The organism is Paenibacillus sp. GbtcB18 (assembly GCF_019091125.1).
Taxonomy (GTDB): Bacteria; Bacillota; Bacilli; order Paenibacillales; family NBRC-103111; genus Paenibacillus_F; species Paenibacillus_F chitinolyticus.
Genome location: NZ_JAGXJX010000012.1, coordinates 43,867 through 69,214, shown reverse-complemented (window position 1 = coordinate 69,214; position 25,348 = coordinate 43,867). Strand labels below are relative to the sequence as shown.

Below are 25,348 nucleotides of genomic sequence, written 5' to 3'. Positions count from 1 at the left end.
AATTACCGAAAACAGAGCCTAACAAATAAGCATGAAAGAAGGTATATCCGATGAATGATTTTGTAATTGTTGGCGGAGGACCGGCGGAATTAAGCGTAGCCCTGGTACTCGGAAGAGCCCGAAGAAATGTGATGGTGATTGACGACAACCGTCCTCGCAATGCGGTGACGCACGCTTCTCACAGATTTCTGACCCGTGATGGCACCGAGCCGACAGAGTTCAGGCGCTAGCATATGATGAGATATTGAAGGATCCGTCGGTCGAGTTTCGGCCAGCAGAGGTGGCCGATATAATCAGACAGGCCGGTGGGTTCGAAATCGTCATGAAGACGGGAGAGCGGGTGCGAGTGAAAAAACTGATTGTGGCAACCGGTCTGAAAGAAGTATTTCCCGAGATTGACGGTTTGCACGATTTTTACGGAAAAAGCTTGCTCAACTGCCCATACTGCGACGGCTGGTAATGGTGGGATTGGTGGATTTTTCTACTTGCGGAAAAACCAGTCATTCTCCATATGGCCAAACCGCTCTACAATTGGAGCCAGGATTTAATAGTATGCACAATGGCAAGCCACTGTTGTCGGCGGAAGAACGAAAAATGCTGGAATCTAAACATATTCAGGTCATCGAGACCCCTGTTGTCGCATTTATTGTTCTCTTTTTATTTGATTTGGTATTTTTTGTAGAGATTGTCATGATTCAATCACGGATATAGGCGTTCTCTCTGTTGCCTCACCTTCGATTTCCCCTGAACGGTACGCGATTCCCGTCCATCTCCAATTCGTTGAAACTTTTATTATAGATGCAATAAGTTTTGGAATAAGGTGAGGTAGTGAAATTTACAAAAGCGACGAACTATGCTCTTCATACCATGCTAGCACTCATTGAAGCTTCTTCGGATAAATCGATTGGCGTACAGCAATTGGCGGAATCTCAAAGGGTTTCACCAACCTATCTTTCCAAAGTTTTATCAAGGCTCGTGAAAGCAGGGATGATACAATCAGTATCCGGGGTTAACGGAGGCTACCAATTATCCTGTAAAAAAAACGACATTACTTTTTTGGATATTATCCAAGCTATCGAGGGCAGCGCATCTTTATTCGTATGTGATTTTGTCCATGGCGAGGAATGTCTAATTCAAGCTGTAATGAAGGAAGCTGAAGAGGAAATGGGGTCGCATCTCAAAATAATTAAATTGGTAGATCTGGTTCGAAATCAAACGTGAGTATAGGACGGGTCGTTTTTTGCGGCAAACGCGAATGATTCCTATGTATGGAATGTTTTATTTTTATTATAGATATAGGAAATCTTTAATATCTATTTCCAGTAAATAAAAGTCGTGATTTAGGAGGAGGATGATGGAAGCCAAACATTTTTAGATCACCGATACAGCTGTTGATACATTTGAAGGACAGAAAAGCCTGCTCAAACAAATTGTTCTAGCAAATGGCCGCCAAATCAGTGGAACGCAGGGATTCGTCATTCCAAAATGAGGACCCAAGACTGACTTCTCTAAACAGCTTGGTTATGCCGTAATGAAATAATAGATTACGTGCATATGAAAGATTTAGAAAGCTGTCGATTATCCAGAATTAGCAAGAACCATTGTCTCAAAATAAGAAGGGTCCTAACGTCTCAGGTAAAAACCGTGTGCTGGGTACCTGTAAGAGCAATTGTTATTCTATTTCGTATAGCAAAATATCAAATTTTATTGGGCTAATTTTTTTATCAATTTTAAAACAATAGAGGAGAACTTATGCAAATTATTTTTTACTTACTTATGGGGATAACTATAGGAATGTTGTTTCCAATTCAGGCATCTATAAGCGCTCGTTTAAGCTCTTATTCAAAAACACCTTTCACAGCTTCGTTTATCGCATTTTCTTTGGGATCGGTGATACTTCTCATTATTAATTTAATAGTAGATCCTAAAGGGATCAGTATTGGGATTGATTTTTCATATCCGTTGTATGTTTTTATCGGTGGAGCAATTGCTGGTATTGGCTTTCATGTATCTAATGTCATTCTTTTTTCAAAACTAGGTGCATCAGTTACAACAATAATAACTGTAACTGGGCAAATGATTATAGGAATTTTAATCGATCACTTTGAGTGGTTTGGTGTAACAGCTAATCCTATTAGTACTACTAGAATAATAGGAACTATCATTATGATTTTAGCTATTTCATTGGTTCAACCTAAAAAGAAAAGAGATTTAATTGCAGCGTCAGAAAATAAGAAAAAGGATAGTAAAGCTGCATGGATAATTATGGGTGTTTTAGCTGGGTTTTTACCTCCATTGCAAACCGCTATTAATGGAAAACTACGCGTTGCAACGGACTCTCTTTTAGGAGCTACTTTTATTTCATTTTTTGTTGGCGCGATTATTTTGCTTATTTTGATATTGATTACTAGACGTCGCTTAGAGATTCCTTTGTATGACATTCAAAAAAAACGTATTCCTGTTTGGGTATATATGGCGGGTATATTCGGCATATTTATTGTAACAGGTAACATTGTCTTATTACCTGAACTTGGATCGGTTCTAACTACCATGATTTTTCTATTGGGACAAATGATTATGGCAATAATAATCGATCAGTTTGGATTATTTAATTTACAAAAAAGGAAAATTGATAGTAGAAGAATTGCCGCTTTAGTATTAACTGTTATTGGAATATTGTTTGTTAAATTATTTTAGTTTTCAATATAAAACTAAGGTGCATAAAGGCTGGCTTTTCGACGGTATGTGAAGCCTAGCCTTTGCAAGATCATAAAAGCTAGATTGCCACCAGTTATCAGAGAACTCGATAAAACTCTTGAATAATTCTAGAGATTTAGCAGGGTGGTATAAAGTAGAAGAACTGCAACGCTAATTATAGCGGCCTCATTTGAGGCTTTATTTTTTTGTCTTCATCGACCGGACAATATCTCCAATAAATCAACGAACTCGTGGACTTCACCTTTACAATAAGAAGTATATATAGCTGATTATTTGGGAAAATAGGTAATTAGCAAAAGTGCTAATTAAATATAATTAACACTTTTGCTATTTTAGTATAATTTGAACATAAAGGTGAAGTGGTTTATATGTTTAAACTTCTCAGTCGCCCGAGCCCAAAATTAGATGAGAGCATAAGCAGTTATCTTATAAGATCCGCGCAAAGCAACCGAATTAACCCAAAATATATTTATAAATTATTGAGTGTTTACGAAGATTCAAGAATGCATAGTTTTTTTCTTGATACTACTGTAATATCCGAAAAAGATTTAAACTTATTGGAAAGCATTTTGGGTTTTGAAGGAGAATTGCTTCAACAGCTTTTCATAGTCTCGTTTGATGAATCGAAAATTTATTATAGATACTTCAATGCTAATGTTAATATGAATTCGATTTGCACTAGAAAATTAAAAGTATGTTCACTTTGCTTGCAAGAAAAGAATTATATCAGAAAAATATGGAGCTTAATTAACTTAACCTCCTGTCCTATACATTCATGTATGCTTATTGATAAATGCCAAAAATGCTCGAAATCAATGACATGGTGGAATTCTGATATATTTCGTTGTAGTTGCGGTCATGAGTATAAGAATTCCAATTTAGCAGCAGCAAATGAGGAAAGCTTGTATTTGTCAATGAGAATCTTCACTATTTGTGGAATTAGTACGAATCATCTATTGAATACTAAGTATAATGAACAATTTAGTGTAGTAATAAATGAGATGGATTTTGTTTCGTTAAATAATAGTATTTTGTTAGTATCGAAATTTATGTGTGAATGCAAAAATATCTCTCATTTTTCTGGTGTTAATTACAACTTAGAAGAATTTTCAACTTTACAAAGAGAGGCTATTAAAGTATTTTCTGATTGGCCAAATAACTTTTATAAATTTTTAGAGGAAGTGAAGGTGTCTACTTCAAATAAAAAATTCAATAATATCATGGGGGATTTCGGGAATTTTTACAGCGACTTATTCGATGCAAGGTACGACAGTTTAGTACTTTTGCGTAAAGGATTTATAAATTATCTTTTAGATAATTTTAATTCCTACTCTTGTTCAAATCTGATAAGAATTATAAATATGCACGAGGAATTGGTCATATCTGGAATTCGAGCTGCGCGATATTTAAATGTGAGTAAAGAAAAACTAATTCGATTAATAGTAAATCATGAAATTGAAGGTCAAATTTCAAAAAAAGCACTAGGTATTAACATAATTACAATTAAAAAGAGTCTAGAAGAGTATAAGTCTAAACAAGATGCAGAGAATCAGCAAATCCTTAGCTACTTAGAAGCTCAAAGTTATTTGGATGTAGGGTTTGGGATAGATGACATCGTGAAATATGGATATCTTGAATATTCATATAAAGAGTATGATTTTTCTAACGCAAAATATATAAAAAAACAATCAGTTGATGTATTTATTGACAATCTTAGAAGTAGGGTTACCAATCAAGTTACAGAGGAAAGCTTAATTATAAATTTTCAAAAAGTGGTTAACATCGGACAGGCTCATAAACATTGTTCTTCAGGAAGACTTGTTCAGATGATTTTAAATGAAGAACTTCTACCATGTGGTGTTGGTGCAGGAATTGGTTTAAATGTACTATTGTTCAATAGAATGCAGGTTAAAGATTTTTTTAGACGTAAATTCAATGAAAGTCAGGGAAACAACCTAAGAACAATTTCGTTTTTCGAATGCGACCACGCCCAAGAACGCCAGAGTAGGTCGTCTTCTGACGGTCACGGGCGACGAGGACACATACTTGGTCCTTGCTGATGCCACGATATTTGGCTTTTCCGCCTCGTTTACGAGGTTTCCGCTCAGCAATGTTACGCTTTCCTTTCTCCGAATACAGAAAGTAGGTCTCGTCCATTTCGACGATACCTTGGAATGCTTCGGTTGGCATCTGTTTCAAGGCAGCAAGAATCTTATGTCGCCAGTAAAACAAGGTGACATGGGTGACTTCACCAAGCAACTCCTCAGCACATTTCCTTAGCGAATAACCCTCAATCATGCATTCAATAAAACGTACCCACACGTGAGGTCTTCTGGTTCGCCCAAGAGGGGTATTTGTAAGGTCATTAAAGGTTTGGTGGCAGGACTTGCAGCGGTAACGCTGACGTTTAACCTCGCCAGCACGTGTTTTTACGATGTACTTCCCAAAACGAACGACAGAATGGGTTTTGCAATGCGGACAAACAAGCCCATCTTTGTGTTTCTGCTCTTGAATTTCATCAATTGCACGAACGGGTGACGACACACCCGTAGTTCGGGACTGCAAAAAGAGGATAAGCTCCTGCTTTCCTCTATCGTCCAATGTATCAGCAAGCTTTTTTAGCTCCCTTAAATCCATAGACAAATCATCTCCGAACCGAATTGTTATCTTCATTATAGAACATTTGTTCGTAATCATCAATTATCAACATTAAGGTTTAACATAGCCTTTCTGTAAAGAGAAAAACGCAGTGGCGCATATATGTTCTTGTCATCCGACAGGGGATGGGGGGAATGGGACAACGCGCGAACAAACATTATTGGCATAGAAAAAGGTTATTTTTTTGACGGATGTGGTAACTGTTGACGTTTTGGATATGGTACACGTCTTTAACACGCTGTTTCCCGTCAGATTTGAAACGCTAATGAGCCAAGCCCTTCGTATTCGCATAAGAACTGAATGCCCTCCACGAATTGGTACAAAGCACGTTTGAATCAGATAAATGACTGCCAATAGCTTCATCCAACTTGGTCATCCGAATACGCCCTCGCCCAAAAATGCTAGAGTAAGTCATCTTCTGACGTTTACGGGCGACTAATACACAAACTTGGTCGTTGCTGATGCCACGATATTTGGCTTTTCCGCCACGTTTTACGAGACTTGCGTTCGGAGATATTTCTTTTGCCCTATTCGGAGAACAAGAAATATGTTTCGTCCATTTCGACGTTGCCTTGGAAAGCTTCGGTTGGAATCTGTTTCAGAGCGAAAAGAAGCTTATGCCGCCAATAAAACAAGGTCACGTGTGCTACCTCTCCATGCATCTGCTCAGCACATTTCCTAAGCGAATAGCCCTCAATCATGCATTCTATGAATCGTACCCAAATGTGTGGTCTGCAAGTCCGTTGTAAAGGGGGATTCGTGAAGTCTTTGAACGTTTGAAGGCAGGACTTACAACGGTAATTTAACATAGCCTAAGAAAAAACGATAACTCATAAAGAACAGAGAGTAATATGAACATATATTTGGGGCGATTCTTCCAACAGCTACATAATCTTGTGAAATCTCACTGCACGGCAAACAATTGATCGTTTGCCGTAATTGAAGATCCTTTTATAAGGAGATTTAGATTCGAATTTCAGGTTTAGTTCCCCTTAAAAAGTTGTTCGCCGATAAATCCTCCTTTACTTGAACCAGGCGGGCAGGCAAAAACCGAACTTGATAAAGTTGAAATAAAGGGATTAAGCGCATCAGATTTCGCGAGTAAGGATAACATCGGAACTAACTGTTTACGAACACTTTTCTGGAAGCTAATAAAGAAAAGACCAGCGTCCAGATTTCCAGTCACTGGATCAATGCCTTCAAAGTAAGAGTATGATCTTCGCAAAATTTTAGTCCCAGCGCTACGTGCAAGCCAGACATGGGAGTTAGACGGGATTTGGCGCATCGAAACGGCATCAAATTCATCATGCATCCCAAAGGGGGCCCCGCTGTTTTTCGATCGACCGAATATAGCTTCCTGCTTTATATCGAACGTTTGCTCCCATTTTTCCATATCCATCCGAATTTTACGCGCTACCAAATAAGTTCCGTTGGTCATCCATGCAGGACCTTTCGACGAGTCAACCCAAACATAGTTCTCTTTGCCTTGTTCACTTTCCAGCTCAATATTGGCCGTTCCGTCTTTAAACCCAAACAGGTTTCTTGGTGTATGACCATCGGAATCATCAATAAATCCAGTTTGAACCCAACGAATAACGGCCATCTCAATGGCTGCAGCAGCTAAATTGCGAATCACATGAAAAGCCACAGTCGGATCACTCGAACAAACCTGAATACAAATATCACCGCCCGATATTTGTGAATTTATTGTTTCTCCGGGCATAGATGGGACAACTCTTAGCTCGTCTGGACATTGTGAACCCAATCCAAATCTGTCAATCCCGTTTCTTGTGAATAGAGTCGATCCAAATCCAAACGTAATAGTAAGCTTCGCTGACGAATCAATGGTACTTTCCTCGGAGCTATTTACCTGCTGCTGACCATTCGTTTCTCTAAGTGCCCTGCCCGCGGTCATGTCAGCACTCTTATCGGTCCATATTTTGAGTAATTGTTTTAGCTTATCGACATTATCGAAAATGATGTCAAAAGCGGCAAAACACATATACATTTGCTGAGGGGTTCCGATACCCGCTTGCCTTTCTCCATAAAAAGGGATTGCATCATTATTCACTTTTTTTGATGGAGAGTCTTTGGGACCAGAAATAGCTTTTAGTCTGTTGTTGATAGTGAATAAAGAAGCCATCCCGCTGCTTCCGACTACAATTCCTGTTCCCGCCAAAGTCACCATTTTCAATACATCTCTTCGACTGTAGCTAGATTCATCACGATTAGCGTTATTCAATTCATCAGCTTGTGTATGCTTCATATTGAGCTCCTTCATCTTTCTAAAAAGAGAGCCACTGGCTTCTTTTTGGTGATATGTAAAATACTCATTTTTGTTAAAAGCAAGTTGCGTTTTTTAAACGCATGTTTGAGCGTGGTAATGAATTTGGTAATTTAACTGCTACTCAAATAGGTTAATCAGCCTTAACAGCTAATTTTAATTTAAAACGGACGGCATTCGCTTCAGCTTCATTATTAGCTCTACAATCACTATATTGATGATCCAAGATGTCCACACGGCAATTGTATAAGACGATACATAATCCACATCAAATAGCTTTAATAATGCAAGCTGAATGAAATGAAGCGATGTATTAGCCAGTGTCAGAGCATAACTTCGCATCATCCAGATCCGATGCTTAATGATCTGTTTCAAACGAATAGTCCACCAAGCATACAAAGTAGTAAAGATCCACAATCCGTTCAATAGGAGAAAGCCAATCGTGCTAAATGTCCCTCCGGTTGCATCCTTCGCTAAATATAGCGTTACAACGGAGCTGAATAATATGCTCAGAACATAAACTTTCCCATTCAACCGGTGCAGCGCGGGTTTTTTTCGCAATATTTTTACAGATAAACCGAGGGGACCTGTTATTAAACTAATACAAGCGTTAATAATATGAAGGCGCAGGAATACAAGCCATATTGTCTCATTGAAATTTTCGTCGAGTTCTTTAAGCTTAAGATGTTTCACTGCCCCTGGATCAACAATAAAATAGCCGGCCAGCATATGAAAGGCCCAGCCGATTGAGAAGATGCTAAGAATGATATAAAGGCTTTTCCCAAATTGTTTCATGATTCACCTCTCTTATTTTTTTGTTACAAAAGAGCACGATCGGTCTCTTTCACAATAAGGTATAAAAACTCCTTTCTCAACAGGCATATGTTACAATTTTAAAACAGCGACTACTCGATGGAGGTTATCATGAGAAAAGGCGAGCAAACACGAATGATCATTATTCAAAAGTCTGCTGAGCTATTTAATGTTAGAGGTTATGCAGGTTCTAGCATTAAGGACATCATGCAGGTAACTGGTTTAAAAAAAGGTGGAATATACCGTCACTTTACTGGTAAGGATCAGTTAGCTGCTGAAGCTTTTGATTATGCGACGGCTATATTGTCAGAACGATTTTCTGCGGCGATAGAAAGTACCGATACTGCGATTGAGAAGGCGTTGGTGATATTTGACGTATACAAGGATGCTGTGAATGATCCACCTGTTATTGGAGGCTGTCCGCTATTGAATACAGCGATTGAAAGTGACGATACCCATCCAGTACTACGCGAGCAAGCCCTCCAGGTTATGAAGCAATTTCTATCCACCATTCAGGAGTTTATTCAGGATGGGATTCAAACTGGGGAGCTCCGTTCGGATACTGAAGTCGTTTCGTTGTCTTCGTTAATACTATCCACACTGGAGGGCGCCATTATGGCGAGTAAGCTTACGCACGACAACAGCCATATTGCGTATTGTAAAGAGCATCTACGCCGCTACCTGCTTTCCTATCGAACTGAGTGTGCACGAATAAATAAACAATGACGCAAAATCCAAATAAAGTGTGTGAAGTCTGACTCATAGACTATCGATAAATGATACTTTTGGGAGCACAGATCAAAATCTGTGCTTCTTTCATTTTGAAGTCAAGTAGCCGCAAATAACCATCAGCGGTGGTTTGTACGCTTATCCTGTAAGCAATTTCTGGCTGTATTTTCAACCTTGGGCCGGTGCATCAGGAGAATTGTTATTAGAGTAGCAACGTTCCTTCATCTAACCTTCCCTCAATTTTATCCTGACGAACATTTCGTTTCGACCGATGAAAAAACTGAGCATCCGTTAAAGTATTTGCGACGTTAAGCTTGACGCACAAGAAATAAGTCGCTATTATGGATGCATGATGTCCTTAATTATTTTCAACAATAACGATATAAGATATCTTTATTATCTTGATTGTTGAAGCGATGGGAGGTGTGTTATGAAATAAACATTATTTTATTGCTGCCTATTGTAGATATAAAATATCTCTAAAGTATTTATTTAATTCTAATTACCAGAAGGGAAGATGAACTCCATGATTTGTCACTCGACAGATAACACATTCAAACAAGATTTGCATAGCGAAGGGATTACGCTGGTCAACTTCTGGGCACCTTGGTGCTCGCCTTGCCGTATGTTCGGCTCCGTGCTCGAAGATTATGACGCGACCCTCCAAGACGGTGTAAGAATACTAAAAATTAATGTGGATGAGAACGCGGAGATCTCTTCCAGATACGGTGTAATGTCTCTTCCGACAACGATTTTGTTCAAGGACGGAAAGCCCATCGATAAAAAAATTGGCATGATGCCAAAAGAAGTTTTGGCAGGATGGGTCGCATCTTTTTATTGATAGCATCGATTAATGAAGAGTGATGCCAAGTTAAAATGATTTCTTTTGCTGCCAAAGGGGCTTCGACTCATAAAGCCCTTTTGGCAGAAGAAAGGATTCCATTTGATTTGAGACAATTATAGGGATGCTCGTCCCTGACCATACTATGGACTATGTAGCAACGGCAATTTGGATAGAAAATAGTTATGAAAGGAAGGAGTACATTTTTTATGAAAGATTGCGTAATTGTCGGCGGAGGGCCGGGAGGGTTAAGTGCCGCACTGGTTCTTGGAAGAGCCAGAAGAAGTGTAACGATAATTGACAACAATCAACCCCGTAATGCCGTGACGCACGCCTCCCACGGATTTCTGACCCGCGACGGCATCGAGCCGGCAGAATTTAGACGCATAGCCTATGAAGAGGTATTGGCCTATCCGTCAGTCGATCATCGGCAAGCAGATGTCGTTGATATATGCAGACAGCTAGATGGGTTCGAAATCATCCTGAAGACGGGTGAGCGGGTACGGGCGAGAAAACTGATTATAGCAACGGGACTAAAGGAAAAATTCCCCGAAATCGACGGCTTGCACAATTTTTATGGAAAAAGCTTGTTTAACTGTCCGTATTGTGACGGTTGGGAATGGAGGGATCGACCGATTTTTCTGCTTTCGGAAGAGCCTGTTCTTCTCCATATGGCCAAGTTGCTCTACAACTGGAGTCAGGATCTGGTTGTATGTACGAATGGCAAGCCGCTGCTGACGGCGGAAGAACGCAATATGCTGGAAACCAAACATATTCAGGTCATCGAAACCCCTGTTGTTGCGTTTGAAGGGCGGAACGGCCTGCTCGAACAAATTGTTCTGGCAGATGGGCGCCGGATCAAGCGAAGCGCAGGATTCGTCATTCCGAATTGGCAACCCAAGGCTGATTTCTCTAAACAGCTTGGATATGCGGTGACGGAACGTGGTGGGATTGCGACCGATGCAATGGGCAGAAGCACGATTTCTGGCCTGTACGCAGCCGGAGATGCGGCTAATGTTTGGCCTTCACAACTGATTTATGCTGCTTCTGATGGTTACAAAACGGCGGTAACGGTTAACCATGACTTGTCGGAAGAACGGTTTGTTTAAATGTAAAAGAATTACTCGATACAGCTTGTGTTTTGATTCTTTTTTCAAAATGCGAGCTGTTTTATATTCTAGGTCCAAGGTTTTCTACTGCTACCTTCAAAGATTTGAGGTTCACACCGTGTGAGGCTTTATAATGCGGTAATAAACCCCTTAAGATTTTTTTAGTTTGAAAGCCCCGAATGGGGCTGCAAGGAGGCAGTGAAATGGATAGATACATAGATGCCAGATGAAAAAAGTGAACTTGAAGGCAATTGGTTACAATAGCCCCATGTTTATATGTATGGGGAAAAATAAAAAAGGGATCGAGCACATTTGGATCAAGATGGCTACCCATAAAGCGAAAGCCATACGAACCAAGGCATCAACATGATTGATTTCATTATTGTTCCTAAGGACTTTCATGTTGATGGATTTCCAAGTTTTATGACGAAACTACGATCATGACATTTTCGGGAAAGGGTTTGGCTGAATGGGGGATTGTCAGCCAAGGATATTAAAATATCCGACGGAAGATTACATAGATCATTCTGAAGAAACGATGAATGAGAGTAGCTGGGACCATTGCCTCGCGTTGAGCTTATCTTCTGTTTTTTTATTCTAAACGAGGTGAAAACATGACAATTGTAGATATTGTGCCGTATCAACCCGACTATGCGGAAAGTGTAGCTGAAATGTGGAACCGAAGCAACGACGAATGGGGAGGAGGGTCTTACGTCCGTTCAGCCGAACAAGTCCGCCAAAGCGAGGAAAACTCGGATGCCATCGCGGTGTTTCTTGCCACCTGCAATGATCAGGTCGTCGGATACTGCAGTCTGGGCGAATATCGCGAGGATACCGGCGCGCTGTATATTCAGCTGTTGAACGTTCGACCGGATTTTCACGGCCATAAGCTTGGCAAACGGCTCGTGCTGCAGGCGATCGAAGAAACGATCCGCCTAGGCTGGCCGCGCGTCGACCTGTATACGTGGGAAGCGAATATGAAGGCCGTGCCCCTGTACAAGAGGTGTGGGTTCTTCTGGGAAGACCGCGAAGATGTGGTGCATTTTATGAATTTTATCCCCCAGGTGGCTGCCTGTGAAGCGATCGCTCCCTATTTCCGAGAATTCGACTGGTATGCCGACCTGATGCGGACGATAGAAATCAAACCGGACGGTCAGAAGGAGAATGGCTTCGAGACGTACACATACGCTTGGGCCAAGGACAACGGTCGGTCGCTACGCGTCGATATTGAACGCAGAAGCCGCGGCATCTGCCACATCGAGACGGAAGATTTTTTGCTATCCGCCACGGCTGGGCAAGCCGAAACAGTATTTGGCAATGATTATAAAATCGAATACCGCATTGTCAACAAATCAGGTGCTCCGCTCAAACTCGAGCTCCAGGGCGAATCGGACCGCAACATCGTTTTTGATTGGCAGGACGAACTGCTGGTGGAAGGTGAACGTCAGATCTCGGCGAGTTTTTTCGTCGGTGCGATCGAGGAGCCGCAGAGCGAATGGCGCACTTGCCCGGCTGTACAGACCCGGGTTCATATTAATGGTTCTGAAGCGCTGTTGAAGGTCGGCATCGTACCGAAATTTCCGGCCAGCATCAAAATGAGCATTCCCGCAGTCAGACATAGGGCGGACGGCAATTATACATTATATCTGGATATGCAAAATCATTTTGCGCAGCCGGCCGTGTTTTCCTTCACCCTGCCTGGTACCGCCTGGCTTGCTCTCGAACAGCAAACCTTCGAAACGAGGCTGCAATCAAAAGAGCGGGTCTCGCTGGCCGTTCCTTACCGCTTGCTGGATTACGGCTTCTACCATGCTCGGCCGCAAATTCGGGCCGTTCCGGACAATGGGCCCGAGGTGCTGTTTACCTCTACCGTCGGCGGAGCTTTCGGCGGGCCTGGCGCGATGGTTGCAGGAGAAATGGACAGCGGCTGGATGGCCTGGAACGGCGGGTACAGTCTCCATTGCGACAAGGAGCATAACGAGATGTCGCTTCGGACCCTGAGCCGGAAAGACGAAGAAATTCTGCTGTTGCCGCCGTCCATTGGAAAACCGTATTCGAGTGAATTTGCACGCAAGAAGCCGTTGCGGATTGAAATCTGCGAAGAGCGCGGCGCGATCGGATTCCGACAATCGTACCGGTCGGACGCTTTTCCCCAACTTCTGCTGCATCTCTGCACCCTGCTCTACGCCGACGGAACGGTGAAACTGTGGCATGAGCTGGAAAACAGCTCCGGGGCGCCAGTCGCCCGCGAGATCTGGATCTCCCAACGTATCGCTTCGGACTTGTATCGGCTGGTATTGCCTTACGAAGGCCGCATCGTCGAAATGACAGATTCCCACGGGAACGACCACGAATACTGGGACGGCGCCAAGTTCAGCGAACCGTGGCTCTTTGCCCGCAACGGCCAAACCGCGCACGGCATCTGTTGGTCCGACAGCCACCGAATGCGTTTCGGAGAATGGTTTTTGGAGCTGGAAAGTATCGTCGGATCGTTGGAACCTGGAGAAACGAAAGCTTCGGAAACGATTTTCATGTCCATAGGCGGTTTTGATAATGATTGGAACGAATTTCGGGCGTTTGCCTTGAAATTGGCCGGGCTGGAAACGCCCCCGCTGCCGGTCCGCCATATGGAGTTGACGGCCAATGAGGGAAACCCGTTCGTGCCGTCGTATGTGCAGGAAGTGACGGTTGCTCTGCATGATGTCAAACAGAACGTATGGGAAGGCGAGTTGTCCATATCTTATGCAGGTGAAACCCGACCGTCAGTCCAAAGGGTGTTGTCTGCGGATGAAGAAGCAGTGGAAGCCTCTTTTACATTGCCGTCCCCGTCGTCTCCTTGCAGCGTCATACAGCTGGATGCACGGCTTGGCCCGCAGCAAGAGACGTACTTAAGCGCCTTGTTCCCGGTATCGTCCGCTCCCGTCCGCTTTACCATATACACGGAAGCAAAATACCCGGTATATGAAGCCGACAACGGGATGATTCGGATCTCCGCCGCGCCGGATCATTATCCCGCTCTCCGGTCGCTTGCGGTGCAAGGCCAGGAATGGCTCGCCTCCGGATTTCCGGAATACGGGATCAAGTCCTGGTGGAATCCATGGATCGGCGGTTTATCCAATCATTTTGACAATATGAGCCCGGCGTCTGTTCGCAAGGAAGAACATTCCGCCAGCTTCGTCCGCGTTACTGATGACAAAGGCAACGTCTGGTCCGGTATCCGAATCCGCCAGTCCATTCAACAACACGACACCTACAAAGGAACGATCGTGGACAGTTATTACCTGCTGCTCCCTGGAACGCCGGTACTCGTCTATATGACCGATATCCGGCAAAACACAGGAGCTTATTTGGAAAAATCGGCACTTAGCGAGATGTTCCTTCGCTTTGACGGATCAGGATCGTTCAGCGGGAATGGCGAATCTGCAGCGCCTGACAAGCCCGGCGAGTCTCGCGAGGCGGGCGGCGGCTGGCTGCGAACTTTCGCACCTAACGGCAAAATGCTGCGTTATGCCATTGGCAAAGACGAACTCAACGTGCGCGAAACGAAAGACTACGGTTTCGGCTTTGACGACCGCGCCGGGGTGATGCAAATTGTGACCGATGAAACGGCCAACCGCCCTTCGCTCTATACCAACAAGGGCATTTGCTGTCTGTCGTTCTCGCGGAATGTTCGCTTGCCACATGGAAACGAGTTCCGCTCGGCGCCCGTTTTTTTCGTCTTTTCGGAGGCGCTGCTTCCTACTGAAGGACTGGAAGCTTTACGCCGGATTTCCTTTCCTCGTATACTTGAATCCAATGACATGGAAGGAGCGCAGACCGAATGAAAGTGATCGATGCGCATATGCATTTGTCCCATATTGCTTCATTTAAAGATACGGCATCAACTCGTTCATTCGTCGATTATTCCGTTGAAGGCTTGCTCAGCGAATACGCCGCGCAAGGCGTCGTGCTGGGCATAGGAATGGGATTGACGGAATCCGCCCCTGGAGGCTTCCCGGATCGGGAAGCCTCGACCCCGATGGGGCTCGATATGATAACAGCAGCTTTTCCGAAGCAAGTCGTCTACTGTCCCGGAGTTAATCCCTTCAAACTGGACAACGCCGGACTGGACGAGCTGGAACGGGCTTTGCAGCGGCCGGAGGCGGTCGGGATCAAAATTTACCTCGGCTATTATCCGTTCTACGCCTATGACAGCGTCTATCAGCCGGTATATGAGTTGGCGAAACAATATAAAGTGCCGGTCGTATTCCATACAGGCGATACGTACTCGGAACGCGGCTTGTTGAAATATGCGCACCCGTTGACGGTAGACGAAGTGGCCGTCGATCATCGCGAAGTCAATTTCATGATGGCCCATTTGGGCGACCCATGGGTGCTCGACGGAGCGGAAGTCGTATATAAAAACCGCAACGTATTCGCCGATCTATCCGGTCTGATCGTCGGCCATGCCGCCGAATGCGCGCGGCTGAAAGATTCGCCGCTCGTATTCGCCCATTTGCGCCAAGCGCTGGCTTACTGCGGCCAAAACGAAAAAATGCTGTTCGGCACCGACTGGCCGCTCGCCCCGGTAGAACCTTATTTGCAATTCGTGCGGGAACTGATTCACGAATCCTATCACGAGGATGTCTTTTATCGTACTGCCTTGCGGGTGTTTCCCAAAATCGTCCCGTTGGTCGGATAGCGATCGATCTGTATTGCAAGATCACCTGGACCAATCTATTTACCGGAGGTACAAGCGTGAATACTATATATTTTACAAATGAACCCCCTAAAGATTTTTCGCAATTGGTTTCCCTCTATGAATCATTAGGATGGAATTCACTTAAATTATCCGCTGATCAAACCTCTTTTCTAGACAGAGACGAGCTAAAAGTAGAATGTGGACCGACGTTGAGATGCAAACCGAAAAACGGCCCGATAAGTGAACCGGTTATTACGTGCAACTTCTGGTTTAACCATGCATTATTGTAGCAGAGTTATACTCTGCTACAATAATGCAGAATAAGGAAGTGAACTTAATGAAAAGCCAAGAAAGAAGTATGCCTTTATTTTCACAAATGATAACTGACTTTTGGCGGGCGCAATTTTTGAATGGAGACGTCCTCTATAGCGATGAAGCCTTTACTGTCGCCATCAACCCAGACCTAGAGGAAGACAGTCGGGTCATGGTGCTGGAAACCATCGACGGTCGGGTTATGGCGGTCCTGACGCCCGCGATGGCCGATAAGGTAGGCCTTAATCAACATGAAGACCTGTCCGAAGAGATATTTCGTTGGAAATTGAATGAAGCGGGAGTCGCAATGCATGGTGCAGATTATCTTTTTTATTTCTCAGAAGCCGATAAGAACGTATTGCTGCAGGAATATCTGGAAGGTGACTTGCGCCGATTAACAAAGCAAGATGATGCGGTTTTCTCTGAGTTCGAGTCCTCCGCTTCGGAACAAGACTTGGATGACGCATTTGTAGAATTGGATCACTGGGCCGTGTTTGGTTCCTTTGAGCAAAACCGCCTGGTTTGTGCCGCTAGCATGTATCCCTGGGAGGGTAATTCGCAAATTGCGGATCTCGGCGTCCTAACGCTGACGCCATTTAGAGGAAAGGGTCATGCCCGTAAAGTGGTGCTTTCCATTTGCAAGTATGCCTATGATCAGGGTTACGAGCCTCAGTATCGATGTCAGTTCGATAACTATGCATCTACGTCGCTGGCTAAAGCGGCGGGTTTGACGCTGTTTGGAAAGTGGAATGTCATTTCTCCCGACTCCATAGACTGAGAGCTCCGCTCAAAATAAGCAAATATAAAGTATCAAGGAGGCTCGCGTATCCTTTACAAGACATTACAGCTGTTGCCCAATGCGTTATTCATTTATTGCTTCATGTGTAAAGAAATAAATTTGCCGCAACAAACTTGAATGTGGGTTAGAGGATAATCCCTATGCGTGCCATGAGTGCCTTGCGGAGTAGCTGCACTACCATCCGGTGCATATTTCCTGCCGCATGAAGCAGGGTATTCCGGATATACGCAGGAGTATTTGCAGCGTTACTGGGACGTGCAGCCGAAGAAGCTGCTGATCGGAAGCTTTGTGAGGATGATTTAAAGAAACGTTCTATTGGATGGGGAGATATATATGAGAGTAAAGCATGATCTACAATCGTTGAAATATGACATGCTTGATGATTGTGTTGATTTATTCACGGACACTTTCTCAAGAGAACCTTGGAATGATGTCTATGAGTCAAGAAAACAAGTTGTAGATTTTTTTGAGCAATCCATGAAAAACAATTATTTTATTGGTTACGTTCTAAAAATAGGAAATGAACTTGTTGGATTGAGCCTAGGCGCAAAAAGGCCATGTCTAAAAGGGATGGAATATTTCATTGATCAATTTTGTGTAAGCGAAAAATTCCAAGGACAAGGAGTAGGCAGCAAGTTTCTAGAGCTTATCGAATCTGACATTAAAAAACAGGGTATACAAACTATCGTGTTAACTACTACAAGGGGATACCCATCGGAGAAATTTTATATTAAAAATGGATTCAAAATATATGATCATGCAATTCTTCTTGCCAAGTGAGCATACCTAGCCGCCTCTGTTGCAAACCGATGTTAGTGTTTTTTGTGTATAATAAGGCGAAAAATTAACTTATAATACCGGTAAAGGAGTCGTTTCTCTATTCAGAGGGAGACGGCTTGTTACACAAATCTATCGTCATGCTTTTCCCATTCTTAAAGAACATCCTTTATGAAAAAATTATTAAAGTGTACAGCGTCTTAGGATTCAACAATTTACTGTTAATAATGTAGACAAACGAGATACTCAAGCGATATGAAATGGTGAAAGATTTGTCATGAAGGAAGTTACAAAATGAATATCATAGTAATTGAATATGATCCAAATTGGAAAAGCGAGTATCTAAAAGAAGAACAGGCAATTAAGGAAATTCTTCAAGATGAACTAGTGAACAGTTTTCATATTGGGAGTACTTCTGTACCCCATTTGAAAGCAAAACCGATTATTGACATCTTGCTCGTAGTTAACGATATCGGAGGATTGGATGCTTTCTCAGCCCAATTTGAGAACCTTGGCTATGAAGTCATGGGTGAATTAGGAATAAAGGGAAGAAGATACTTCCGTAAGGGTGGGGATGATCGAACTCATCAAATTCATGCATTCCAGTATGATCATATTCAAGAAATCGAAAGACACTTGTCGTTCAGAGATTACCTTCGTCAAAATCCGAAAATATGTAAGGAATACGGAGATTTAAAAAGCAAATTAGCCGACAAACATCCAACCGACGTTGAAAGCTACGGCGACGGTAAAGACGATTTTGTTAAAAAAGTCGAAAAAGAAGCGCTTCAATGGCACTGGAAAATTCGCTGAAATGACAACATACTTAAAGCCGCTGTAAGACTTAAAAATCGGCCTAAATGGGTCGACTTTTTGATATGTTGTGAATGGCTTTGTTCGATCGGGAGCTTAATCATCCTATTTCGGAAACTATACAGCGCTTGGCTTGTGTGCTGTCGAAATGAATGTATGAGTCCATTGAAAGGAGGCGATCTAGATGTATAATTTTATTGCACCACCGGTAGTACCAAAACAGTAGAATCTACTGTCAAGGTAACTACATGAAATATACGGGTCCTTTCATAGATTCTACTGTATGCAATGGCAGACTATCTCATTGGTCTCACCATCATATTAGTAGAAAGCGGGAACATACTGTGAGGGAAAAACTATCTTTTGTACTGTCGATGATCATCTTCGGCGCAGTTGGCGTGTTTGCCAAATATATCGACTTGTCTTCCAAAGAAATTGCATTGTTCTTGAGCTTGATCGGTGGCTTGTTTCTGCTTGTCATCTTTGTGTGGACGAAGCAAAGGGTATCGTGGCGGAAGGTGAAAAAGAATGCCGCGGCTTTGTTTATTGCAAGCGCCGCGTTGAGTGGCAACTGGATCTTTCTGTTTCAGGCGTACAAGGAAACAACGATTGCCAATGCGGCGTTGAGTTATTATTTTGCTCCTGTTCTGGTTATTATGTTCTCTCCCTTCGTTTTGAAAGAAAAGCTGTCGATCAAAAAGACGGTATGTGTCGGGATTGCTTTGCTTGGCTTGTTCTTCATTTTGCAAAACAGCAGGATGGGAACAACCGGATATCATCTACTCGGTATCGGCTACGGACTCGTCGCGGCCGGTTTCTATGCCGTTTTGACACTAGCCAACAAGTTTATTCGGGACCTGGACGGGCTCGCAATTACGCTTCTGCAGCTTGGCTTGTCGGTAACGATGCTGCTTCCATTTGTGCTGTTTACAGATGGCCTCAATTTCTTAAAGATCACCGGTGACGCGGTTATATTGATGCTTGTGCTTGGTATCCTTCATGGTGGGATTGGATTTTATTTTTTCTTTGCAGGAATGAAAGGACTAAAAGGCCAAAGCATCGCTGTATTGAGTTATATCGATCCCTTAACCTCGTTATTGATTTCAGCTCTGGTCGTAGGAGAGAGAATAACATTACAGCAGCTATTCGGCGCTGTATTGTTGTTGGGCTCCACATGGATAGGTGAAGCTGGCGGGGAGAAGAAGGGGCTTGATGGGAGTAAGCATTATACTTAATTTTAGCTGAAGAATTCAATTGTCGAAGTAGCCTGCTACGGAGCACAACTAAGATCATTATTTGCATCCGTGCCCCCCTTCTTATGGTATTAAAAACCAAAGGGGAGAGGGGAATATATGATGATATGCGTGATGTCATTGATCTCATTTAGCTTGGTATAATAATTAAAACAAATCGACCTTCAATTGCCCTTTTTAGGTCAAATGAAGGTCGATTTTTCTTGCCAATATTGAAGTTAAAGTCCACCCGATCAACCCACTCCGGTCAACTTGACTATAACTGATCCTGTATGGTATTGTTATTTAATTATTACTAAGGAGAGATGTTGATGTCGGCGGTAGTTCTTAACTAATCAAATTCCATATTTGAAGTTTTCAACAGTCCCAAAGACCAATTGCTGAAAAAGCATGGTTTGTTTCGTTATGGGTATTTTGAAGCTTCGGAATTAGTTAAGAACAACGGATATTAATCTAGGCCTTAGTGCTGCCTATTTTTACGCACCCACAATCCGTGCTGTTTTCAGCTCGGATTTTTTTTGCTTTTCGCGGTGTTTATTTAGGCAGTGTCCAAAAAGGGCAGGGATGACGTATGTTCATTCCTGCCCTTTTTGTGTTTTCAAAACGAAAAAATTACATTTTTTAGGAGGGTTTGTGTGAAGACGTATATTGAACAAGCAAGTCAGAATACCCGACTGCAAGAAGGGAAGCAGGTGATCGAGCAGTTGTTACTCGAATGTTACTTGAACCCGGGGATTTCAACGAAAGAGTTGGCACGCAAAACGCTGCTTCCGACCCCTGTCGCTGCGGCAATTAAACGGGAATTGATTAAAGCGGGGGCGCTATTGCAGGATCGTGGTGTCCGTTGTTCTGCGGACGGACGCGCATGGATTGAGCGGGAATGGGGATACGGCGGTTTGGATCATTCCCTTTATTACGATCTGCTTGATGAGACAACATGGATTGAGAGTCTTAAAGATATCTTGGTTATATTGGAGGAACTTTTTGCACTGCGGCCGTCTGTAGATGTTCAGATCGATCAGTCCAAATGCACGCCGGAAACGAGCTTACGCCGGGCTATTCTTTGTTTGAAGCAGCATGCGTTGATCGGAAAGAAGATTTTATGCGTCGGTGATGATGATTTGGTAAGTGTGTCTATTGGTCTGCTGCTACAGCGGTTGTTTCCAGATGGCGGGCACACCGTTACGCATGTGGATGTTCTGGATATTGACGAAAGATTCTTAAGATATATTGAAACGATTGCGAAGGAGCGGGGATTACCGATTGGGTGCCACCAACTTGATTTGAGGGAGCCACTACCGGAAAACCTGCACGGGCAGTTTGATTGTTTCTTTACGGATCCTCCATATACGCTTCAGGGAATGGGACTGTTCGTATCGCGCGGTATACAAGCATTGAAAAGGGAGAAGGGATTGCCGATATTTCTCTCTTTTGCCCATAAATCGCCTGCCTTTATGCTTGCCATGCAGCGGGAATTTGTCCGCATGGGGCTGACGGTCAGTGCTAATTTCCCGCAATTCAACGCCTACGAAGGCGCAGAAATGATCGCCAACCGTAGCCAAATGTTTATTCTGCGGAGAACGGATCAGACGAAACCCGAATACCCGGAGACTTTCACGGACGCCTTGTACACAGGTGAAGTGAAACAAACTCTGCGTACTTACCGCTGCAAGCAGTGCTCAAGAGAAGTGTATGTCGGCATCCATGGAGAGTTTGCAACCATCGAACAACTTAAGAATGAAGGATGTACAGGCTGCGGCCATGACACATTCGATATGGTGGCCAAAAAACAAGTATCTCAAGAAAGGAATGACAAGGATGATCATACGGCAGGTTGAAGCGCGTGATTTGGCTGAAATAGCGAAATGGGAGCGGGAGATTTCCGAGATCTCTTTTGGAGACGAAGCCATCACGGACTTGACTTTTCACTTGAATAAGCTTGAAAAGGCTATGATTCGCGAACGGTCCGGAATGCTGGTGTTGGACATCGACGGCTGCGCCGCGGGATGGATGTGGATGGCATCCAGGGTGAATTCTGTTACACAGGAGACTTATATGCAGTTCAGGAGTTTTTACATCAGCGAACCTTTTCGCGGTACTGCAGGCGTAGACAACCTATTTGAAGCGGGGATTTCATTTACAAAGCAAAAAGGAGTCCAAAGAATCGTGGGACATGTCCATGTTCATAATCTGCCGATGCGAACCCTGTATAAAAAATATGGCTTTATGCCGACTCATCTGACGATGGAATATAGCGAATGCGGTGCAGCAGGGGAGAAGGAACATGATTAAATGCTTGATATGGGATCTTGATGATACATTATGGCAGGGAACATTGTCTGAAGACGGGAAAGTTACGCTGCGTCCGGGCGTCAGGGAGGTTTTGCGTACGCTTGATCATCGTGGGATTTTGCAGAGTATCGCCAGTCGAAACGATCCGGATCGGGCATCACAAAAGCTGGCGGAGCTTGGGATCGATCACTTGTTCCTATACCCGCAATTCGGATGGGGGTCAAAAACGGACAGCGTTCGAAAAATCGCCCAAGAGATGAACATCGGCACCGATTCGCTTGCATTTATTGACGATAATCCGTATGAACGGTATGAAGTGAGTACGTACCTACCTGAAGTTTATGTGTACGAAGCCGATGCCGCCGCGGAACTGCCTGAACTTCCCGAATTTCAGTTTGCCATCTCGGAGGAAACCTCCAAACGCCGTCAACAAATGATGTCGAGATGGGTGCGGAACACAGCCGAACAGCGGTTTAGTGGTACGAGAGAGGAATTTCTGAATTCATGCGATATGAGGTTATCCGTACGAGACGCACGAAGCGGGGATTTATTGCGTATGGTCGAACTGGCATCGCGTACGACCCAATTCAATAATCTTGTTCAGGCTCCAACGACGTCTTTCATTCAGTCTTATTTGGTTTCTAAAGGGAAGCACATCTATGTCGGACAGATGAAGGACCGTTTTGGCGATCATGGGATCGTCGCGATGGCGATGGTGCATGTTCATGATTCGGCTGCAGAAATCGAGCTTTTTTGTATTTCCTGCCGTATAGAGGGGCGAGGTATCGGTACTGCTTTTTTGGGAGCTGTTTTGTCTCGGATTCATCTGGATAGGTCATGGTTGACCGAAGCAGTGTGTCGTTATCGGCCGCAGAAACGGAATCGGCCTGCCTTACTATTGCTGCAACTATTGGGTTTTAGACGCCGTTTGCAGGGGGTGCAGGAATCGATCTATGAGCTGCCGTTTCCCTATACTTATTCGGGGCCGGATTGGATCCATTTGGAAATGGAAAAGGAGTGTCATTAAATGATCGAAAAAATGGATCGCTGGCAATTGGAGCACAAGGTTGCCCAAATCGTGCAAACTTTATTGGGAAGCAAAGAGGTGTCGACGGAAACAACCTTGCTCGGACAGCATGGCATACTTGATTCGGTCACCGCTGTCGCGCTGATCGTTCAGTTGGAGGAGACGTTTGAAATGAGCTTTGGTGATGAAGATCTAACGATGGATAACTTGTCGAGTGTGGGGGATATTGTTTCTTTTCTGAAGAAAATAACATCATGATGGACGTCAATTTCTTTAAACAGATCTTAACCTGTACCCTTTAGTCGCCAAATCTACTAAAAAAGGAATCAGTATATTATAGTGTCATAATTTATAATAGTAACACTGACAAGATTCGCTAGATTGGCGGGTTTTCACCCCATGCGATGGGAACATGGCGGCGAGGGCAAGGCGAACTTAAAGCGAAAATTATGAACGAGATGACCTTAAAACTAAAGGCAACAAGGATAAAGTGGAGCTTCCAAATAAGGAGGGCTTCACTTTTTTATAGTAGAATCTGCGCCTTCCAACAAAAGGGAATGAAAACGAAATTGAAAAATAATAATATTGACAGATTATCGAAACATAAATAAAATATAAACGAAAGTATAAAACAAGTTATCATCCCAGAAGGCGAGGTGGATTTGATTGAACTCCGTGAAGCTGTCTCTTATCCAATTGTTAGGCGTATCCTATATGAACGCCGTTATCGCTGGAGCAACTTCATTGTCGGGGCTCAGCCTCGAAGAGGCCGAGCGGTTGGCGAATGACGAGGTCGAATTTTTGCCGGAGGAATACATCAGCCATGTGAATCGATTGTTGGCGCAGGTTGGGAAGCCATTCGTCCAGGCGATGGAATCGCCGATTGACGGGGCACCTACGAATGCGTTCAGAAACGCAACCAATACGAAAGCGAGTCCAATTGGCGGCCTGGGTTATCTACGCCTGGGTGAAGACGGCAGGCTGTACCTGGCGGCCAAGAGCGAGCACTACCATACTCCGCTCGGCCACAATTTTCCCGGTTACCGGCTGATCGACAATGCCAGAGCACTCGGTATTACGAATGCGACCCATAACAACACACGAGGCTACATTACCCGCCTGCTTGAACGGGAGCTCATACGGACGATCAATGGGCTTCGCCCGGAGGAGACGGATGCGCTGGATACCGCCCTCGCTTCCCAGGAACCGCATGTGCTCAACCGGGTCATCAATCTCGAGACTGGAACGTTAGCTTGTGAAGCGGGCATTAAGATGATGCTGGCCCGGTTTTATCCATTGGATGAAACCTTCCGGCAGCCGAAGTACGGGGATCGCACACCGGTATTTTTCGTGATGGCGGACCATGACGGCGGGGGCAAGGCGAACTACCATGGAACGACGATTTTTGCCCAAATCATGCGCGATATGTGGCCCGGGCTGGGCGAGAAGCTGGAACAGGCGGGGATCTTGAAAGTTTGTCCGGTGCGAATCAACGACTGGGATGATTTCCGTACGAAATTTGAACAGTACAATAAGCCTCCCTACAAGGTGGCGGGATTTCTGCACGAAATCATTCTGATGAATTACGGGGGCATCAAGCTCGATCCGCGGTATTTACAGCAAGTCTATGCTCTGTGCCACGAGCACGATACCCCGATCATGTGTGATGAAATTCAATCGTGCATGTGGTATCCGCCGATGTTCCTTTTTCGGGAATACGGGCTGAATCCAGACTTCGTCGTGATCGGCAAAGGCTTCCCAGGCGGCCAATATCCGGCTTCCCGCATTATCACGACGGCAGCGATGGATACTCTTAACCAATTTGGCGCACTGGTCACCAACGGCCAGGAAGAATTGGCAGCGCTGGCTTATCTGATTACGATGAAGTTCACGGAAGCGAACGGCAGCCACATACGCGGCATGGGTCAATATTATGAAGACAAGCTGCGGGAGCTGGCGTCCCGCTATCCGGACTTCATCGACCGGACGGAAGGGCTGGGACACTTGTCGACGATCTTCTTCCGTGAAGCGCAGACCGTCACGCAGTTCACGAAGAATTTGAACGAATCGTGCATCGACATCAGCGCCCAAACGTACAAAGCGAGTTGTCCGCCCGCGGCGCTTACGAAACCCCCTACAATCGCCACAAGGGAAATGATAGACTACGTATTAGGCAGCATGGACGAGGCGCTGCAGGCGATCCGCGCGGAGTAGCGCGGCCGTACCGGCGAATCGGTCCATC

20 protein-coding genes and 3 pseudogenes are annotated in these 25,348 nt (G+C 44.2%); 19 read left to right on the top strand and 4 right to left on the bottom strand.

Features of this window, described 5'->3' with window-relative positions; all coding sequences use genetic code 11:
• Positions 1-471 precede the first annotated feature (471 nt).
• The 4 genes from KVT34_RS26170 (at position 472) to KVT34_RS26155 (ending at position 4,778) form a co-directional block, all read left to right on the top strand.
• The gene (locus KVT34_RS26170) at positions 472-711 is read left to right on the top strand and encodes a hypothetical protein (RefSeq protein ID WP_217562618.1); all 240 of its coding nucleotides are present in this window, start codon (positions 472-474) and stop codon (positions 709-711) included.
• Positions 712-828: 117 nt separating this feature from the next.
• Positions 829-1,221, top strand: a complete 393-nt coding sequence (locus KVT34_RS26165; RefSeq protein ID WP_217562616.1) for an Rrf2 family transcriptional regulator — start codon at positions 829-831, stop codon at positions 1,219-1,221.
• Between the two features lie 531 nt (positions 1,222-1,752).
• Positions 1,753-2,697, top strand: a complete 945-nt coding sequence (locus KVT34_RS26160) for a DMT family transporter (protein ID WP_217562614.1) — start codon at positions 1,753-1,755, stop codon at positions 2,695-2,697.
• Between the two features lie 389 nt (positions 2,698-3,086).
• Positions 3,087-4,778: a TniQ family protein gene (locus KVT34_RS26155; protein WP_217562612.1), complete on the top strand. Its 1,692-nt coding sequence runs from the start codon at positions 3,087-3,089 to the stop codon at positions 4,776-4,778.
• On the opposite strand, the pseudogene KVT34_RS26150 reads toward KVT34_RS26155, so the two are convergent.
• From KVT34_RS26150 to KVT34_RS26135, 4 genes and pseudogenes are all read right to left on the bottom strand, one after another.
• Positions 4,681-5,355 (bottom strand): annotated as a pseudogene (locus KVT34_RS26150) (IS1595 family transposase); the annotation flags it as partial. The gene KVT34_RS26155 and the pseudogene KVT34_RS26150 sit on opposite strands and share 98 nt — an antisense overlap.
• Before the next feature lie 202 nt (positions 5,356-5,557).
• Positions 5,558-6,176: pseudogene (locus KVT34_RS26145) on the bottom strand (IS1595 family transposase); the annotation flags it as partial.
• Between the two features lie 182 nt (positions 6,177-6,358).
• The gene (locus KVT34_RS26140; RefSeq protein ID WP_217562610.1) at positions 6,359-7,642 is read right to left on the bottom strand and encodes a Dyp-type peroxidase; all 1,284 of its coding nucleotides are present in this window, start codon (positions 7,640-7,642) and stop codon (positions 6,359-6,361) included.
• A 174-nt stretch (positions 7,643-7,816) separates the two neighbouring features.
• Complete coding sequence (locus KVT34_RS26135; protein WP_217562608.1) at positions 7,817-8,455, bottom strand: DUF2306 domain-containing protein; 639 nt, start codon at positions 8,453-8,455, stop codon at positions 7,817-7,819.
• A 129-nt stretch (positions 8,456-8,584) separates the two neighbouring features.
• On the opposite strand from KVT34_RS26135, the gene KVT34_RS26130 reads away from it, so the two are divergent.
• The 15 genes and pseudogenes from KVT34_RS26130 (at position 8,585) to KVT34_RS26065 (ending at position 25,320) form a co-directional block, all read left to right on the top strand.
• A complete protein-coding gene (locus KVT34_RS26130; RefSeq protein WP_217562606.1) occupies positions 8,585-9,199 on the top strand; it encodes a TetR/AcrR family transcriptional regulator in 615 nt (204 codons plus the stop codon).
• Between the two features lie 520 nt (positions 9,200-9,719).
• On the top strand, positions 9,720-10,043 hold the full coding sequence (gene trxA, locus KVT34_RS26125; protein WP_254635156.1) for a thioredoxin: 324 nt from the start codon (positions 9,720-9,722) through the stop codon (positions 10,041-10,043).
• Between the two features lie 209 nt (positions 10,044-10,252).
• The gene (locus KVT34_RS26120; RefSeq protein ID WP_217562604.1) at positions 10,253-11,152 is read left to right on the top strand and encodes an NAD(P)/FAD-dependent oxidoreductase; all 900 of its coding nucleotides are present in this window, start codon (positions 10,253-10,255) and stop codon (positions 11,150-11,152) included.
• Between the two features lie 614 nt (positions 11,153-11,766).
• On the top strand, positions 11,767-14,976 hold the full coding sequence (locus KVT34_RS26115; protein ID WP_217562602.1) for a GNAT family N-acetyltransferase: 3,210 nt from the start codon (positions 11,767-11,769) through the stop codon (positions 14,974-14,976).
• The gene (locus KVT34_RS26110) at positions 14,973-15,833 is read left to right on the top strand and encodes an amidohydrolase family protein (RefSeq protein WP_217562600.1); all 861 of its coding nucleotides are present in this window, start codon (positions 14,973-14,975) and stop codon (positions 15,831-15,833) included. Before KVT34_RS26115 ends, KVT34_RS26110 begins: the two co-directional genes overlap by 4 nt.
• 56 nt (positions 15,834-15,889) lie before the next feature.
• Positions 15,890-15,994: pseudogene (locus KVT34_RS32650) on the top strand (GNAT family N-acetyltransferase); the annotation flags it as partial.
• A 176-nt stretch (positions 15,995-16,170) separates the two neighbouring features.
• Positions 16,171-16,923 (top strand): GNAT family N-acetyltransferase, encoded by a 753-nt coding sequence (locus tag KVT34_RS26105; protein ID WP_217562598.1) that lies wholly within the window; start codon positions 16,171-16,173, stop codon positions 16,921-16,923.
• A 354-nt stretch (positions 16,924-17,277) separates the two neighbouring features.
• Complete coding sequence (locus tag KVT34_RS26100) at positions 17,278-17,724, top strand: GNAT family N-acetyltransferase (protein ID WP_217562596.1); 447 nt, start codon at positions 17,278-17,280, stop codon at positions 17,722-17,724.
• A gap of 291 nt (positions 17,725-18,015) precedes the next feature.
• The gene (locus tag KVT34_RS26095; RefSeq protein WP_217562594.1) at positions 18,016-18,534 is read left to right on the top strand and encodes a GrpB family protein; all 519 of its coding nucleotides are present in this window, start codon (positions 18,016-18,018) and stop codon (positions 18,532-18,534) included.
• Between the two features lie 344 nt (positions 18,535-18,878).
• Entirely contained in the window at positions 18,879-19,769 is an 891-nt protein-coding gene (locus tag KVT34_RS26090; RefSeq protein WP_217562592.1) for a DMT family transporter, read from the top strand.
• 653 nt (positions 19,770-20,422) lie between these two features.
• The gene (locus tag KVT34_RS26085; protein ID WP_217562590.1) at positions 20,423-21,625 is read left to right on the top strand and encodes a bis-aminopropyl spermidine synthase family protein; all 1,203 of its coding nucleotides are present in this window, start codon (positions 20,423-20,425) and stop codon (positions 21,623-21,625) included.
• Positions 21,606-22,079: a GNAT family N-acetyltransferase gene (locus tag KVT34_RS26080; RefSeq protein WP_217562588.1), complete on the top strand. Its 474-nt coding sequence runs from the start codon at positions 21,606-21,608 to the stop codon at positions 22,077-22,079. Before KVT34_RS26085 ends, KVT34_RS26080 begins: the two co-directional genes overlap by 20 nt.
• A complete protein-coding gene (locus tag KVT34_RS26075; protein ID WP_217562586.1) occupies positions 22,072-23,106 on the top strand; it encodes an HAD-IIIC family phosphatase in 1,035 nt (344 codons plus the stop codon). Before KVT34_RS26080 ends, KVT34_RS26075 begins: the two co-directional genes overlap by 8 nt.
• Complete coding sequence (locus KVT34_RS26070) at positions 23,107-23,364, top strand: acyl carrier protein (RefSeq protein WP_217562584.1); 258 nt, start codon at positions 23,107-23,109, stop codon at positions 23,362-23,364.
• Positions 23,365-23,781: 417 nt separating this feature from the next.
• Positions 23,782-25,320, top strand: a complete 1,539-nt coding sequence (locus KVT34_RS26065) for an aminotransferase class III-fold pyridoxal phosphate-dependent enzyme (RefSeq protein ID WP_309244136.1) — start codon at positions 23,782-23,784, stop codon at positions 25,318-25,320.
• The last annotated feature ends 28 nt before the right edge of the window (positions 25,321-25,348 follow it).

Bases quoted from the DNA above. Each gene is read 5' to 3' on its own strand.
- KVT34_RS26160 (WP_217562614.1), top strand. From the start codon at position 1,753: ATGCAAATTATTTTTTACTTACTTATGGGGATAACTATAGGAATGTTG.
- KVT34_RS26155 (WP_217562612.1), top strand. From the start codon at position 3,087: ATGTTTAAACTTCTCAGTCGCCCGAGCCCAAAATTAGATGAGAGCATA.
- KVT34_RS26140 (WP_217562610.1), bottom strand. From the start codon at position 7,642: ATGAAGCATACACAAGCTGATGAATTGAATAACGCTAATCGTGATGAA.
- KVT34_RS26135 (WP_217562608.1), bottom strand. From the start codon at position 8,455: ATGAAACAATTTGGGAAAAGCCTTTATATCATTCTTAGCATCTTCTCA.
- KVT34_RS26130 (WP_217562606.1), top strand. From the start codon at position 8,585: ATGAGAAAAGGCGAGCAAACACGAATGATCATTATTCAAAAGTCTGCT.
- trxA (WP_254635156.1), top strand. From the start codon at position 9,720: ATGAACTCCATGATTTGTCACTCGACAGATAACACATTCAAACAAGAT.
- KVT34_RS26120 (WP_217562604.1), top strand. From the start codon at position 10,253: ATGAAAGATTGCGTAATTGTCGGCGGAGGGCCGGGAGGGTTAAGTGCC.
- KVT34_RS26115 (WP_217562602.1), top strand. From the start codon at position 11,767: ATGACAATTGTAGATATTGTGCCGTATCAACCCGACTATGCGGAAAGT.
- KVT34_RS26110 (WP_217562600.1), top strand. From the start codon at position 14,973: ATGAAAGTGATCGATGCGCATATGCATTTGTCCCATATTGCTTCATTT.
- KVT34_RS26105 (WP_217562598.1), top strand. From the start codon at position 16,171: ATGAAAAGCCAAGAAAGAAGTATGCCTTTATTTTCACAAATGATAACT.
- KVT34_RS26100 (WP_217562596.1), top strand. From the start codon at position 17,278: ATGAGAGTAAAGCATGATCTACAATCGTTGAAATATGACATGCTTGAT.
- KVT34_RS26095 (WP_217562594.1), top strand. From the start codon at position 18,016: ATGAATATCATAGTAATTGAATATGATCCAAATTGGAAAAGCGAGTAT.
- KVT34_RS26080 (WP_217562588.1), top strand. From the start codon at position 21,606: ATGATCATACGGCAGGTTGAAGCGCGTGATTTGGCTGAAATAGCGAAA.
- KVT34_RS26075 (WP_217562586.1), top strand. From the start codon at position 22,072: ATGATTAAATGCTTGATATGGGATCTTGATGATACATTATGGCAGGGA.
- KVT34_RS26070 (WP_217562584.1), top strand. From the start codon at position 23,107: ATGATCGAAAAAATGGATCGCTGGCAATTGGAGCACAAGGTTGCCCAA.